Origin of the sequence: Micromonospora sp. NPDC047762 (assembly GCF_043204655.1) — a bacterium.
Classification (GTDB): domain Bacteria; phylum Actinomycetota; class Actinomycetes; order Mycobacteriales; family Micromonosporaceae; genus Micromonospora.
This window is the reverse complement of record NZ_JBIDCQ010000003.1, coordinates 1-14587: the sequence shown is the minus strand read 5'-3', so window position 1 is coordinate 14587 and position 14587 is coordinate 1. Positions and strand designations below refer to the sequence as shown.

Here is a 14587-nt window from a genome sequence, read left to right as displayed (position 1 = left end):
GCAGGCGCCCTACCGCGACGGGACCGGCTTCATCCCTACTCACTTCTGTCAGTGACGCTGGCTCGCTGACAGAAGGCGCTGACGGTGCCGACGCCGGTTGGAGAAACGCTTCGGGCGTCGACGTGGACACGCGCGTTGACTAGCACGGTCGGACGTGGCCGAGGGTCGTGTGCGCCGCCGTTGTCATCGGCGCGGCGTCGCCTGTCACAGGTGCGGGATGTCCAACGGTGGCACTCTGCGCGCGACTGTCACAGGGACATCGGCAGTCCGCGCGAACCGTCCCGGCGAGCGGTGACAGTGACGCTGTGAGCCGGCCCAGCTGTCACAGCGAGCCGCTCGGTCACCTGCGAGGTCGTCCACGCCGTCTCGCGGGTCACGGCGTGGAGCCTGTGCCAACGCCTCCGAATCGCGCGGTCACAGGCTCTGTCAGGGTGTCACAGGGCAGGTCAACCGGCCTTTGTCAGACTCTTGCCAACGACCAACGGCGATGCGCGCCGTGCGGGCGCGCCGCTGACAGAGGCCCGGGTCGAGGCGACGTTCAGCGCCCTGCGCAGCTCTGTCAGGACCGTGTGAGCCCCATGTGGCGCAATCGATGCCACCGATCGCCGTGACAACGCCGGCGACGGCATTCGCATCCCTTCGGTGTCACAGGAGTGTTGACATGAGCGTGTCCGACGCTACGACCTGGCCGACTTCCGCCCTCGACGCGGCGGCGACCGCCTACGCCGCACTGACCTGCGAGCCCGCGCCGCTGGCTCTCGACTGCACGGCGTTCTTCTCCGACGCGCGTCTGCCGCAGCCGGTGATGCCGCTGCCCGCGCTGCGGGACTGGCTGTTGCGCCACCCCCGCGCCTACACGGCGCGGGACGAGGTGTGGCGGGAGCTGATCCGACGCGCCCGCCTCGACGGGCCGCACTGGGTCGTCGCCGCGGTCGGCATGGCGATGCCGGCGCTGCAGCAGTACGCGGCCCACCTGGGCGAGGGCTACACCGGCGACCCAGCGGATATCGACGCGGAGATCCTGACCGGCTTCCTGAGCGCGCTGCGCGACCGGGCCGACCTGGCCAAGCCCGCACCGTACGCGAGCCTGTGCAAGGCGGCGTGGCGGGCCGGGCGGGACCTGCGGCTGCAGCAGCGTGAGTACCTGCCGGTGCAGGACATCGACCACCTCGTTGCCGGCTCCCGCACCCCGCCGGTGCCGTATGGGCATCCGGACCTCCTGGTCCGCCGCGCGGTGACCCTCGGGATCCTCGACCCCGAGGACGAACAGCCCTACATCGACGTGCGGCTCGGGCGCCGGGCGATCGAGCCCATCGCCGTGAGTAGTGGCGTGAGCGTCGACGCCCTGCGCATGCGGCTGTCCCGCATCGATAGCCGTATCGTCGAGGCCCTCGCGCACGGGCTGCTCACCGGGGTCGCGTCGCCCGAGACCACGGCGCGACTGCGGCAGCAGGCCGAGCAGCGCGGTCGGCGCCGCACGGGACGTGGCGCGGCCGCCCGCCGCGAAGCCGCCAGGCATCAGGCCGCGGCGGCAGCCGCCTGACAGCCAACCGGCACGGCTGTGGCCCGACGTACAACGTCGGCCACCGTCGGCTCCGCGTGCCGAGCGCCCGTCCCACTAGAGCTGCTCCGGAGGCAGCGCGCTGCATTGGCGGAAGAGAACCAGCGCAGGATTGCAGCGACTTGCTCCGCCGGCACGCTTTGCGGCGCAGACGGCGCCCCCATTACCTAGTTGGTGGCCCCGCAATGGCGTAATTCACCCCCGCGCCTGGAACGCATGCTGGGCCAACCATCTTTCCAAGGTCTAACGTCGACGCCGGGGATCGGCGTCAGGACCGGAGCCAGGATCCTCATCGACGCCGATGACGGCAGCAGCAGCTTCCCCACCCCCGCCCACCTCGCAGCCGACGCAGGCCTCGCCTTCGTCAACCGATCCTCCGGCTCCTCCATCCGCGGCTAGCAACCCTGCAGACGCGGCAACATGCGGCTCCGCCATCACAACGACGCGGTCCGCCTCAACATCGAAGCCGAGCACCGGATGGCTCCCGTCGCCGCCCTCGGAATCCATCAGAACGGCTTTGCCCAGGAACCTTCCGATCGCCGCCAGAAAACCGCAGAACACCTCGAGCCGCTCCTGCCCCTGGAGCTCCCGCAGATCGACATCGAAGTCGATCTCATTCGCCGCGTAGAACCGGAAGATCGCCAGGACATCCACCGACGGCCAAACCCGCAGTTCCGGGCACTCGGCGCCAGCCGGGCGGGAAAACACGCCCGCCGCCGCGGGCAACGGCAGCACTGCCGCGCCTTCGGAGTACTGGAACGCCCATTCTTGAGCAACGACGAGATCGAGGACCGACTGCCAGTCTTCCAGCGAGGCGCCAGGTATGCAGACGTCCGGCATCGGCCCCATCACCTTGGGATCGAAGAACCACCTGACGTCATCCCACAGCAAATCAGGCACCACGCCATACTGCCCTCACCACAGTCCTGACGCCGACCCGATTCCTTGACGAAACCCAAAGGGCACCCCCGCTCCGAACTTCTCCGCCATGGTCCTCAGCACTCCGGAACGGGCGAACCGATGCGGCCTTGTCAAGAGCTCTAGCCCCGGGCGGCACTCACACCGCTCGTACGCAGCCCGTTCCGATCCTGCTGTGAGTCCTCGCCGCAGGCCAACCTTTCCACAGCGAAAAGGCTTTGACCTGCGCTGTGAGCCCTCGCCTAGCCTGTGTGAGAGCGCCAAGCGTTCGCCAGGGCTGACAAATCCCGGTTTGGGGGTGCGGGACTTCAGCCGGCTCTACCGCTCGCCGGTCCCGCCCGCCGCCGGGCGACACGAGCAGCCGCGATCCGCGCGCCTCGGGTGCCGCGCCAGTTGATGCGCTGACACCACATTGATGACCGCAACCCACCCCTGAGGGAGGACGAGCTCCTCCCGGGGCTCACGTGGTTCGCGCCTTCTCCACCCCCGCCCGGCGGCGGTCCCATCGGACCGCTTCGAGCAATCGCCGCCCCGATCACACGTTTGTGGTCGGGCCCGGCGGGAGGTGAACCGCAATGTCCCGCACCCCACAGCACACGCTCCGAGTCCCGCGAGTCGTTCGTCTCGCACTCCGTGCGGCCGTACCGCTGGTCGGCGTCGGCCTGTCACTCGCCGTCCCGGCCGCCGCGTACGCCGAGCCGGGCGGCGCCGTCTACCTGGCGGCGAACTCCCTACCGGTGGTGATCGCCAAACTGCAGGCCTGGCTCATCAGCATCCTCGCCGCCGTCGCCACCCTCTTCCTCGTCCTGGCCGGCGTCTACTGGGCCACCGCCGGTGGTGACCCGTCGCAGGTCGAGAAAGCCAAGCTCGCCCTGCGCAACGCGCTGGTCGGCTACGGCCTGGCCGTCCTCGCCCCGATCCTGCTGCAGGTCGTCCAGGGCATCGTCGGGGGCTGATCGTCATGGGATGGGTCCTCGACCATGTTCTTGATTGGCTCACCACAGCGATCCTGGCCTGCCTCAACGCGATCTTCGACCTCATCACCGGCATCCTGCTCACCACCCCGAAGGTCACCGTGCTGCCGCAGGTGCAGGCGCTCACCGGCCGGTCGGTCTGGATCGTGGACACCGTCTTCGTGGTGGCGTTCGTCGCCGCCGGCGTGCTCGTCATGGTCGCCGGCGGCGACGAACAATCCCGGTACACGGTCAAGGACCTCCTACCGAGGCTGGTCGTCGGGTTCACCGCCGCGCACTTCTCACAGTTGGCCTGCGACCAGCTCATCGATGTCGCCAACGCCCTGACCGCGGCGATCAGCGAGGGCGGCTACGACGGCGACGGCGCGTTCACCGCGATCCGCACCCACCTCGCGGCGGCACAGGACCGCACCGTCCCGCTGTTGTTCCTGATCCTGATCCTGCTCATCACCGTCCTGGTCGTGACGGCCGCGTTTCAGCTGATCGGTCGGTTCGTGGCGCTGTTGGTGATGACGAGCGTCGCGCCGCTGGCGCTGGCCTGCCACGCGCTGCCGCAGACCGACGCCCTCGCCCGGCTGTGGTGGCGCGCCTACGCCGGATGCCTGGCGATCCCCGTAGCGCAGGCGTTCTTCCTCACCGCGGGGCAGCAGACACTGCTCGACCCGGCGACCATGCTGCCCGTGTTCGGCCTGCCCGTCGACCCGGGCGGCACGCTGAACCTCCTGGTCGTGGTGGTGCTGCTCTGGACCACCGTCAAGATCCCCACACTCTTGGCCCGCTGGGCGGGCCACACCGGACAGGGCACGAGCACCATGCTCGGCGCGGTCGTCCGCGTCGTCGTGGTGCAGCAGCTCACCCGCACCGTTCCCGGCCTGAACGCCCTTCGCAGGAGCATCAGATGACCCCGCCTGATCCCGAAGCGCCGATGAGGGCACGGATGCCCGCCGACGTCGACGCCCCCGACAAGATCGCCTACGGGCTGACGTTCCACCAGCTGGCGATCGTCGCCGCCGGCGCGCTCTGCTTCTACGCCGCGTGGCGCACACTGCACGGCGTTGTGCCGGTGCCGGTGTTCATCGGTGCTGGTGTGGTCCTCGGCGGGCTGGCTATCGGCTTGGCGCTGGGCCGCCGCGACGGCCTGTCGATGGATGTGTGGCTGCTGCACGCGATCCGCCACACCCGCACTCCCCGGTCACTGTCGAACGCCAGCGTCGCGGCGGATACCGGGTCGCCGGATTGGGTCGACACGCCCACCAGCGGCCGGGTGCCGCTGCCGGCGCCGTTGCGGCTGCCCGCCGACGCCATCGACGACGACGGGGAAATCAGGCTCGGTGGCGCGCGGGCGGCGATCGTCGGCACCACCACGGTGAACCTCGCGCTGCGCACACCCGCCGAGCAGGCGGCGCTGATCGAGGGGTGGGGGCGGTGGCTCAACAGCCTGTCGACGCCGACGCAGATCGTCGTGTCCGCGCAACCGGTTGACCTGGCCTCGCACAGCCGGGCTCTCGCCGCCGCCGTGGACGCCCAGCCGCATCCGCGGCTGCGCGCGGCGTGCGCCGATCACGCGGAGTTCCTCGGTGACCTCGCCGCCCGGCGGGACCCGCTGCGTCGGCAGGTCCTGGTCGTCACCCGCGCGGTGGCCGGCGAGCGCGCGCATGCCGCGCGGCGGCGAGCCGATGACACGGTGCGGGCGTTGGCCGGCCTCGGCGTCAGTCCGCGGGTGCTGGACGGCTCGGCGGTTACCGCGGCGCTGGCCGGCGCCGCCGACCCGTACCGGCCGCCGCGTCCCGGCGGCTTGGCCGCGCCCGACGCCGTCATCACCGCCGCCGCCACCCGTCAGGAGAGGAAGAGCCCATGATCAGGAAGAAACGGTCCGGCGAGAACACGGCGCAGCCGCAGCCAGGCGCGCTGGCGTCGGTGGTCGCGCCGGCCGCCGTCGAGGTCACGCCCCGGTGGCTGCGGGTGGGTGACGGCTTCGCCGCCACCCTCGTCGTGACCGGATACCCGGCCGAGGTAGGCCCGGCGTGGCTGGAGCCGCTGCTGTCCTGGCCGGGCCGGCTTGATCTCGCGTTGCACGTCGAGCCGCTGCCGGCCCCGATCGCCGCCGACCGGCTGCGCAAACAACGAGCGCGGCTGGAGTCGTCCCGGCGGGCCGACTCCGAGCGCGGCAAGCTCGCCGACCCCTACGTCGATGCCGCCGCGCACGACGCCGGTGACCTGGCCGAGCGGCTGGCCCGAGGCTCGGCGAAGCTGTTCCGCGTCGGCATGTACCTGACCGTGCACGCCCGCACCGAAGACGAACTGATGCAGGCGTGCGCGCAGGTCCGGGCCGCCGCCGCGTCCACCCTTGTGGAGGTGCAGCCCGCGACGTGGCGGCAGCTTCCCGGCTGGACCACCACCCTGCCCCTCGCGACGGACGGGCTGCGGGTGCTGCGCACCATGGACACCCAGGCCCTCGCCGCCGCGTTCCCCTTGTCGAGCCCGGACCTGCCCGCGCCGCTGCCCGGCGACCCGCCGGCCACCGGCGGTGTCCTCTACGGGATCAACCCGGCGAGCGCCGGCATCGTCTGGTGGGACCGCTGGACGCAGGAGAACCACAACTCGGTCGTCCTGGCCCGCTCCGGGGCAGGAAAGTCGTACTTCGTGAAGCTGGAGATCCTGCGCAACCTCTACCAGGGTGTGCGGGTCGCGGTGGTGGACCCCGAGGACGAGTACCTGCGACTGGCCGACGCGGTCGGCGGCAGCATCGTCCGGTTGGGCCTGCCCGGCGTGAAGATCAACCCCCTGGACCTGCCCGCCGGCGACCGGCGTCCCGACACGCTGACCCGCCGCGCTCTGTTCCTGCACACGCTCATCAGCGTGCTGCTCGGCCACCAGCCGCCACCGGCGGAGCGCGCCGCACTCGACCGGGCCATCCTCGCCGTCTACCGCGCCGCCGGGATCACCGCCGACCCGGCCACACACCACCGGCCCGCGCCGCTGCTGCGCGACCTGGCCGAGATGCTGCGCGCCGACGACGACCCGGCCGCCGCGACGCTGGCCGCCCGGCTCGCGCCGTGGGTGCAGGGCAGCTTCGCCGACCTGTTCGACGCACCCACCACTCAGGCCCCGGTCGGACACCTGGTCGTGTGGTCGCTGCGGCACCTGCCCGATGAACTGCGCACCGTCGGCACCCTGCTCGCGCTGGACTCGATCTGGCGCACCGTCGACGCCCCGCAACGCCCGTCGCGGCGGCGGCTCGTGGTGGTCGACGAGGCGTGGCTGCTGATGCGCGACCGCGAAGGCGCCCGCTTTCTGTTCCGCATGTCGAAGGCGGCCCGCAAACGCAACGCCGGACTGACCGTCGTCACCCAGGACGCCGCTGACGTGCTGGGCACCGATCTCGGCCAGGCGGTGGTGTCCAACGCCTCCACCCAGGTGCTGCTGCGGCAGGCGCCGCAGGCCATCGACGCCGTCGGCGAGGCGTTCGGGCTCACCGACGGTGAGCGGCGGCTGCTGCTCTCGACCCGCCGCGGTCAAGGGCTGCTGATCTCCGGGGCGAGCAGGACCAGCTTCGAGTCGATCTCCTCCGACGCGGAACACGCCCTGTGCACCACCGACCCGGCCGAGCTGGCCGACCTCGACGAGGAAGAGGTCGACCTGTGACACCACCGACCGAAGCCCTCAGCTCAGCGCTCGCGTCACCGCCACCGGCGCCCAGCCCCACCATCGGGCCGAGCGTCGGCCCCATCCCACCCCCTACCGGACCAGCGGCCGCGCTGGTCGACGCCGCCGTGTGGGCCACACAGCGGCCGTGGCTGGCGGCTGTCGCCGCCGGCGCGCTGATCGTGTGGATCGCGGCCCGCAACCTCGTCGAGATGGGGCGGCACCACCACCACGCCCGCGGCGCGCGCCTCGTCACGATCGCACCGCCGCCGGAGGTCGACCCGCACAGCGCGTCAGCGTTGTGGGCGAACCTGGCCGGCGTGCTGACCCCGTCACGGCGGCGGCGCCTGCTCCACGGCGCCCCACACGTCGTGTGGCAGTACACGTGGTCCGGCCGGCAACTGCTCATCTCGATCTGGGTACCCGGCACCGTCCCCCCAGGGGCGGTCGAGGCCGCGGTGCGGGCGGCGTGGCCCAGCTCGGCCACCACCACCGACGCCAACCCGCCGCCGCCGATCCCCCTGGACGCGCACCCGGCGGCGGGTGGGCACCTGCTGCCCGTGTACGCGGAGTGGCTGCCGCTGGCCACCGACCACGACACCGATCCCCTGCGACCGCTGATGGCCGCCGGCGCGCAGCTCAAACCCGGCGAGTACGCCTGCGTGCAGGTCCTCGCCCGCCCGGCCACACCCCGGCGGGCGGGGCGGGCCCGCCGCGCGGCCGGGCGGCTGCGGGCCGGCACCACCGCCGTGCCGGCGATCAACCCGGCCGCGCCGGTGCTGTGGCTGCTGGACGCGTTCCTGCCCAGCACCGGCACCACCGGCCACGCTACGGCGCCCGCGTCCCGTCGGGATCCCACCGTGGAGCGCGACGTCCGGGCGATCCTGGACAAGACCGCGCACCCGCTGTGGCAGACCGGAATCCGGTACGCCGTCGCCACCACCAACCGGCGCCCCGGCGCCGACCCGACCGGCCGGCTGCGGGGCATCGCCGACACCCTCGCCTCGGCGTTCGCCATCCACACCGGCCGCAACCGGCTCACCCACCGCACCCGAATGCGAGCACCGGTGGCCGTCCTCGCCGCACGCCGCCTCGGCCCCGGATTCCTCACCTCCGCCCCCGAACTCGCCGCGCTCGCGGCCCTACCGCAGGACCTCGCGGTGCCCGGCCTCGATCGGGCGCGGGCCGCGTCCATGCCGGCACCGGTCGCCGTGCCCGGCGGCGGCCGTGGGGTGAAGATGCTCGGCGACGCCGAAATCGGTGGCCACAGTGTCGGGCTGACGGTGGCGGACGCGAGGTATCACATGCATGTGATCGGTTCCACGGGCTCCGGCAAGACCACCCTGCTGGTCAATATGGCCCTCGACGACATCAACGCCGGCCGCGGCACCGTCGTCATCGACCCGCACGGCGACCTCGTCCTGGACATCCTCGACCGGCTCCCCGCAGGCGTCGCCGACCGCGTCGTGCTCTTCGACCCCGACCAGGACAACCCGCCGACGCTGAACCCCCTCGAAGGCGACGACCCCGACCTGGTCGTCGACAACCTCGTGTCGATCTTCGGGAACATCTTCGCCAAGGCGTGGGGGCCGCGGATGGACGACGTCATGCGGGTGGCCTGCCTGACCCTGCTGCGCCACAACAACGTCACCCTGCAACACATCCCCCCGCTGCTCAACAGCCCTCAGTTCCGCTCGGCGATGACGGTGGACCTGGACGACCCGGCCGGGCTCAGCGGCTTCTGGCAGTGGTACGACAGCCTCAACGACAGCCTCCGATCGCAGGTCATCGGACCGGTCCTCGCCCGGCTGCGCGCGTTCCTGCTGCGCGACTTCGTCAAACGCACCATGCGCTACCCCACATCGAGCTTCGACATGGGCCGGGTCCTCGACGGCGGTGTGCTGCTCGTCCGCATCCCCAAGGGCGTGCTCGGCGAGGACACCAGCCGGCTGCTCGGCTCCCTGATCCTCGCGCAGGTATGGCAGGCCACCACCGCCCGCGCCGGCGTCGAGCCCGACCGGCGCCGCGACGCGACCCTGATCATCGACGAGGCCCAGAACTTCCTGACCCTGGCCAACTCCCTCGACACGATGCTCGCCGAGGCCCGCAAGTACCGGCTGTCACTCGTGCTCGCCCACCAGGACCTGGCCCAGTTCCCCCGCGACCTGCTCGCCGCGGCGTCGGCCAACGCCCGCAACAAGATCTACTTCACCGTCGCGCCGGAAGACGCGAAAGTCCTGTCCCGCCACACGGTCCCGGAACTGGGCGAGCACGACCTCGCCCACCTCGACGCGTACACCGCCGCCGCGCGGCTGGTCGTCAACGGACGGCAGACCCCGGCGTTCACCATGAAGACCCGGCCGCCGAAGCCTGTCGTCGGGGAGGCGACCGCCATCCGCCAGGCCGCCGCCGCGGCGGTACCGAGCCAGGACACCAGCGCCGTCGACGACCTCGTCGAACGGCTCAGCCGCAGACCCGACGACCGTCGGTCCCGTCCGAAGAGCGACCGGAGCTAACTGTCTCTGTCAGACGGTGGCGTCGCCCGGGTCGCGCACCGGCTCGCCATCGGGATCGTCACCGGTGACCGCCGAGCATGGGCAGCACAGTGCTGACCTGGGCTGTCAGTGCCGCACACGCCCCGTGACAGGCCCTCCGCACCGACCGCCCTCGTCCCAGACACCCCTCCCGATCGGGAGGGGAACCCATCCTGCCCAGGAGCAAACGTCGTGTACTCCCGCGTTCCCCCCGCCTCCCGCAACCCCGATCCCCTAGCGGTCTTCGGTCGCATCGTCCCTCGCGACCACGCCCTGCTGGGCCTGCTCGCCGAGCACTACCTGCTGTCCACCGACCAGATCACCAGCGCTCTCTTCGACACCCGGCGCACCGCTCAACGGCGGCTGACGATCCTGCACCGCCTCGACGTGCTGCACCGATTCGGCCGCAGCGGCGCCCACGGCCGGTACGGATCGCTGCTCTACACCCTCGGCCCCGTCGGACTGCAGCTACACCCAACCGTCTACCACGACCCCACCGGCACCAGCCACAAGGCACCACGCAGCTCCCTGGAACGCGCCAAACGCATCGCCGCGAGCGGCCAGGTCAACCACCTGCTCGGCGTCAACCAGTTCTTCACCGACCTCATCGCCACCGCCCGCCACACACCCGAGGCCCAGCTGTCGCGCTGGTGGTCCGAGCAGCACGCCACCACCGTCTACGCCCAGGCCGGCATCCGCCCCGACGGGCACGGCGTATGGACCCACGGCGACACCTCGACCGGCTTCTTCCTCGAGCACGACAACGACACCGAGAACCTCGCCCGGGTAGTGGCCAAGCTGCGCGGCTACGAACGCCTGACCACCTTCGGCCCCCGCTACCCCGTGCTGTTCTGGGTCCCCAGCCGGCGCCGCGAGGCCAGCCTCCTCGGCGTGCTCGCCGGACTGCGCACCGCCAGCCCGATCGCCACCGCCGTCCAGGGCCCCGACCCGGCGAGTCGGGTGTGGACGCTTGTCTCGGACCCCACCCACCGGCGGTACCTGCACGAGCTGCCCTGCGACCACGGCCCCGACACAGTCACCAACCCACGGCGCTTCGACCACCCGTAGAACTCACACCGCAGGCCAGCGCACCGAGACCTGCCAGAGTGAGCACCGCCGGCAAACCGACCACCGTCGCCGACGTCTGTCAGCGGACAAGATCATCTGCGAGAGTCGTGAAGGCTCACAGCATCCGAGCCGACGAGGATTCCTCTACGAGCCAGGACGCCTCACAGCGCAGGTCAACTCCACTTTTCGGCGATCAACTCGTCGGAACGGCCTGACAGAACTGTCCTTTACCGTTCACGGCACAACACCACCTCATCAACTCCACCCCGGTCCGGTCCCACCTCGGAACCACCGCCGCACCTACCGGTGCGCCTCGCCCACCCGCCCCTCCCGGGGCCGGTCGGCGCCGCGCCGCGCGGCGACCCCAGGTCGCACCGCACCAACCCGCACCACGCCTCTCCCGCAACCGACCCCCGCACCCAGTGGGCCGGTCATTTCCGCGCGCCCTGACGCGCCCACCCCCAAGGAGGACCATTCATGCCCAAGAACCCGACCCGGAAGGCCACCTCGCCGGCTGTCACACCGACGGCGACGATCCGCACCATGATCGTCTTTGTGCCGGGCGACCTGCCCCGCGAGTCCCTGACCGCACACCAGCTCGACCGCAACTTCGGCGTGCGGGGCATGCTGTCGCCCCGCTTCTGGGCCAGCCCCGCCCTGCGCCTGTGGCAGCGCGGCCAGATGTTCGGACTGCGCAAGGGCTGCCCGGCCTACTGCGCCGGCGGACCAGCGCGACTGCTCGACCTGACCGGCTTGCGCCAAGCCGCCGGTGTCGGGGCGGGCATCCGCCATCAGGTGTTCAGTCGCGCTGTGCACGGCACCCGCAACGCCACTGCGTGGCATGTCTATGAGGCCCGCCACCTCGCAGGCCCTCAGCAGTACCCGTGGGACACGGCCGTCGCGGACTTCACCCATCAGCCCCGTGTCAACGCCATCCGGATGCACAACGCCGCCACCTACGGCGCCGGGCAGATCCGCCTCAGCGAACTGGAGATGTACCAGGCCGGCTGCATGGCCTACCAGCACCACAGCGCCCTGACCGCCCTCGCGGGCGACGCGCTGATCACCGCCGAAGGGGCGAAGCTGGCTCCGGCCAGCGACGCCATGGCCGACCGGGTGACCTACCTCGAACAGGCCAACCGGCTGCTCGACGCCATCGACCCCGACCAGCGACTGCTCGCGGTCGCGCTCTGACAGAGCCGGCCAAAAAGAGGCAGGGGCCCGCCAGGCTCCTGCTCGACAAGCTCGAATGCCTCTCCCCTGGCTGAGTCCACGCCCGCGCCGCGGCGTTGCGAACCACCAGCCATCCCCGCACCTCAGCGCACGGCTTCGGCCGCCGCACACGCCGGCGACCGCCCTGCTCATCATCCTGGCTACCGGCTCACGGTGTCGGTAGATACCGCGCCGCATCTTGCCCCGGCGTGCCAGCCGCCTCTGGCTGGGGCGCTGATTGCGCTGCCGGCCAGCGAAACGGCCGTCTTTTCCTCTTACGCGTAAGCCAGTGAGCGCCGGCACCAACCCCTAGTCATCCCACGAGTTGTCGGCGACCCCGCCCTGGTCGCCGTCATCACCCTGCCTGAAGGGACACCGCTCCATGATTCAACTTCCGATCTGCCCCGTCTGCAACGAGCCGGTGGCAGACCAACCCGCCACGCACTGGACCAACGCCTACCGTGGGGGCAGTCCCTGGTGGCATCTGGCGGACAACAGCCCCATCTGCGCGGCTGCCGACGGCCAACCCTCCCAGCCGGCCCTCGTCGCCGACCCGCTTCCGGTCGACAGTCAGACCAACACCTGGCTCGATGAGATGAGCCGCTTGTTCGCCGTCGACGGTCCCTACGACCCCGCCCGTTTGGGCAGCGCCATCACCGCGGCCGAGCACCTCAGCCGCTGGCTGCACACGGCCACTGGGCCGTTCAGCGCGCTGCTCACCGTGCCGACGCCCTCCGACGTCTCCTCCCTGATCGGGCACCTGCACCGCAGCACTCGGCTGCTCGCCCGGGTGCACGCACAGACCGGGTCCTACCTCCTCGACCAAGCCCGCCAGGCACATCTCCCCAGCCTCGATGACAGCGAGGGGGGCGAGTTCATCGACGCCGTCGACGACATCCGCGCATGGTTGCAGGACGCGGCCGACTGGCTCGCCCAGTCGGCTCAGGCATCAGGGGTCGCTTGGTCTAGCGCCCGCAAGGTCACGGCGGCGAGTCACCTCGGCCCCTCCCCCACCGCCATCGGCACCGACCGCCAGGAGGGCCAACGGTGACGACCCCTGACTACACGCCATGTCAGAGCAGCACAGCCGTCTTCTCCGGTCGGTGGCTGCGCTACGAACCGGTCCCTGGCTTCCACCGCTACCACGAGGGATACCTCGCGACGGTGGCCGGTTGGTGGAACGGCAGCTTCGAACTCGCCCTCGACTACGAGGCCGTGATCGCCCTTACCCGGACGTTCGCCGCGATGGCCAGCTACCTCGGCGGTGGCTGGCGCACTGTCGGCTTCGACGGACACACGCTCACCATCGCCCGTCCGGTGTCCCTCGGCGGCGGCGTCCACCTCGGTGAGCCGACCGGTGGGCGGTATCGGATCGGCTGGGGCCTGCCGTGGTTACCGGTCGACCCGAGGCGCTGCGACCACGTCTTCGGCCAGCCATAGCCGCGCGGCCCACCAGCACGGGGCCTGGCAGGTTCCGCCCCGAGCGTCGACGGCATCCCCAGATCCGTCACCGCACTTGATCACGAGGCGCTGCCGAAGCGTGAATCAGTGCACGCCACATCCAGGCAGACGCAACAGCAGCCACAGGGAGGACTCATGGACAACACGACCGACCACACCGGAGTGCCGAGCGCACTCGACAAGGTCGCCGCCGCGCTGGCAGCACTTGGCCAGGACACGGCCGCCGCGATCGCGCAGCGCGCCGGCGTCGGCTACTCGACGGCCACCAAACGACTGCGCACCCTCGCGGAGGCGGGCCGGGCCGAATCGTTGCGCGCCGACGACGGCCGCACGCTCTGGCGGCACCTGCCGAACACGGCGATCAGCACCGACAGCGGCGGCCCGCCAGCGACCACGAGCGAAGCCAGGCGCGACCCGTCCCCCGCGCTGACGGACGGCATAGTCGACGAGGCTCACGGACCGGACGATGCCCCCGGCCCGGCAGAGGAGGCGAACACCGCCTCGGCGGCGAGACCGGACGACGAGTCAACCCGTCTCCCGCCGGACGACGAACACCGGCCGACGCCGGACAGCGACGCGGACCGGGCAGCCCTTCAGGTACCGCCCGCGAAAGAGGACGCCGATCCCGACGCACCGACCACAGAGCCGAGCGAGGCTTCTCCGGCCGGCGCCGAGAATCGGGCCGCGGCCGGCGCGTCTGGTCAGGCAGACTCCCGGCCCAGTCTGGATCCGGCGGGCAGCGACGACGCCGTCGCGTCCAGCAGCCCGTCCGATGCTTCGAGCGCGTCAGGTGGCGGGAAGCCGCGCCGGTCCAAGGGCAGCCTGCGCGGGGCCATCCTCGACGTGCTCGAAGCCTATCCCGGCCAGCCGTTCAAGACCAGCGAGCTGTGCAGGGCCATCGACCAGGCGAACGAGGGCACCGACTCGGCCAAGGCCAGCGCGGGCGCGGTCGTCAACGCCGTGCACAAGCTCGTCACCGACGGGGCCGCCGTTCAGGTCGCCGAGAAGCCGGCGACCTTCCAGCTCGCCTCGACAACCAGCTAGCAGACCCTCTTACCGCTGGTAGCCCGGGGCGGGCGTCGAACTTGGCGGATCCACGCCCGCCCCGGTGCTCCTTAACTTGATCTTTAACCTGTGCGGCGTGGCCTTGGGGTATTCGAAGTGTTCGTTTTCTTTGTGTCGCGTTTCGGTTTTGTGCTGGTGGCGGTGGTGAC

General features: G+C 71.2%; 12 protein-coding genes and 1 pseudogene. All 13 read left to right on the top strand.

Going from position 1 to position 14587, the window contains the following annotated elements; translation table 11 throughout:
- Positions 1–661 precede the first annotated feature (661 nt).
- The 13 genes and pseudogenes from ACGF3C_RS10895 to ACGF3C_RS10835 all read left to right on the top strand — a co-directional run bounded on the left by ACGF3C_RS10895 (position 662) and on the right by ACGF3C_RS10835 (position 14417).
- The gene (locus ACGF3C_RS10895; RefSeq protein ID WP_393220866.1) at positions 662–1543 is read left to right on the top strand and encodes a hypothetical protein; all 882 of its coding nucleotides are present in this window, start codon (positions 662–664) and stop codon (positions 1541–1543) included.
- A 225-nt stretch (positions 1544–1768) separates the two neighbouring features.
- Positions 1769–1957 (top strand): annotated as a pseudogene (locus tag ACGF3C_RS10890) (transposase); the annotation flags it as partial.
- A gap of 24 nt (positions 1958–1981) precedes the next feature.
- The gene (locus tag ACGF3C_RS10885) at positions 1982–2491 is read left to right on the top strand and encodes a hypothetical protein (protein WP_393220863.1); all 510 of its coding nucleotides are present in this window, start codon (positions 1982–1984) and stop codon (positions 2489–2491) included.
- Between the two features lie 563 nt (positions 2492–3054).
- Positions 3055–3435 carry a pilin gene (locus ACGF3C_RS10880; RefSeq protein WP_393220861.1) on the top strand — a complete coding sequence of 127 codons (381 nt, stop codon included), beginning with the start codon at positions 3055–3057 and terminating at the stop codon, positions 3433–3435.
- Positions 3436–3440: 5 nt separating this feature from the next.
- Positions 3441–4355 carry a conjugal transfer protein TrbL family protein gene (locus ACGF3C_RS10875; protein WP_393220858.1) on the top strand — a complete coding sequence of 305 codons (915 nt, stop codon included), beginning with the start codon at positions 3441–3443 and terminating at the stop codon, positions 4353–4355.
- A gap of 35 nt (positions 4356–4390) precedes the next feature.
- Positions 4391–5311: a PrgI family protein gene (locus ACGF3C_RS10870; protein ID WP_393221898.1), complete on the top strand. Its 921-nt coding sequence runs from the start codon at positions 4391–4393 to the stop codon at positions 5309–5311.
- Positions 5308–7098, top strand: coding sequence for a VirB4 family type IV secretion system protein (locus ACGF3C_RS10865; RefSeq protein WP_393220855.1), 1791 nt, complete (start codon positions 5308–5310; stop codon positions 7096–7098). Before ACGF3C_RS10870 ends, ACGF3C_RS10865 begins: the two co-directional genes overlap by 4 nt.
- Positions 7095–9614 (top strand): helicase HerA domain-containing protein, encoded by a 2520-nt coding sequence (locus ACGF3C_RS10860; protein ID WP_393220852.1) that lies wholly within the window; start codon positions 7095–7097, stop codon positions 9612–9614. Before ACGF3C_RS10865 ends, ACGF3C_RS10860 begins: the two co-directional genes overlap by 4 nt.
- Positions 9615–9824: 210 nt before the next feature.
- Entirely contained in the window at positions 9825–10700 is an 876-nt protein-coding gene (locus ACGF3C_RS10855) for a replication-relaxation family protein (RefSeq protein ID WP_393220849.1), read from the top strand.
- A gap of 477 nt (positions 10701–11177) precedes the next feature.
- On the top strand, positions 11178–11894 hold the full coding sequence (locus tag ACGF3C_RS10850; protein ID WP_393220846.1) for a hypothetical protein: 717 nt from the start codon (positions 11178–11180) through the stop codon (positions 11892–11894).
- A gap of 400 nt (positions 11895–12294) precedes the next feature.
- The gene (locus ACGF3C_RS10845; protein ID WP_393220843.1) at positions 12295–12963 is read left to right on the top strand and encodes a hypothetical protein; all 669 of its coding nucleotides are present in this window, start codon (positions 12295–12297) and stop codon (positions 12961–12963) included.
- On the top strand, positions 12960–13352 hold the full coding sequence (locus ACGF3C_RS10840) for a hypothetical protein (RefSeq protein WP_393220840.1): 393 nt from the start codon (positions 12960–12962) through the stop codon (positions 13350–13352). Before ACGF3C_RS10845 ends, ACGF3C_RS10840 begins: the two co-directional genes overlap by 4 nt.
- A 156-nt stretch (positions 13353–13508) precedes the next feature.
- Entirely contained in the window at positions 13509–14417 is a 909-nt protein-coding gene (locus tag ACGF3C_RS10835; RefSeq protein WP_393220837.1) for a MarR family transcriptional regulator, read from the top strand.
- Positions 14418–14587 lie beyond the last annotated feature (170 nt).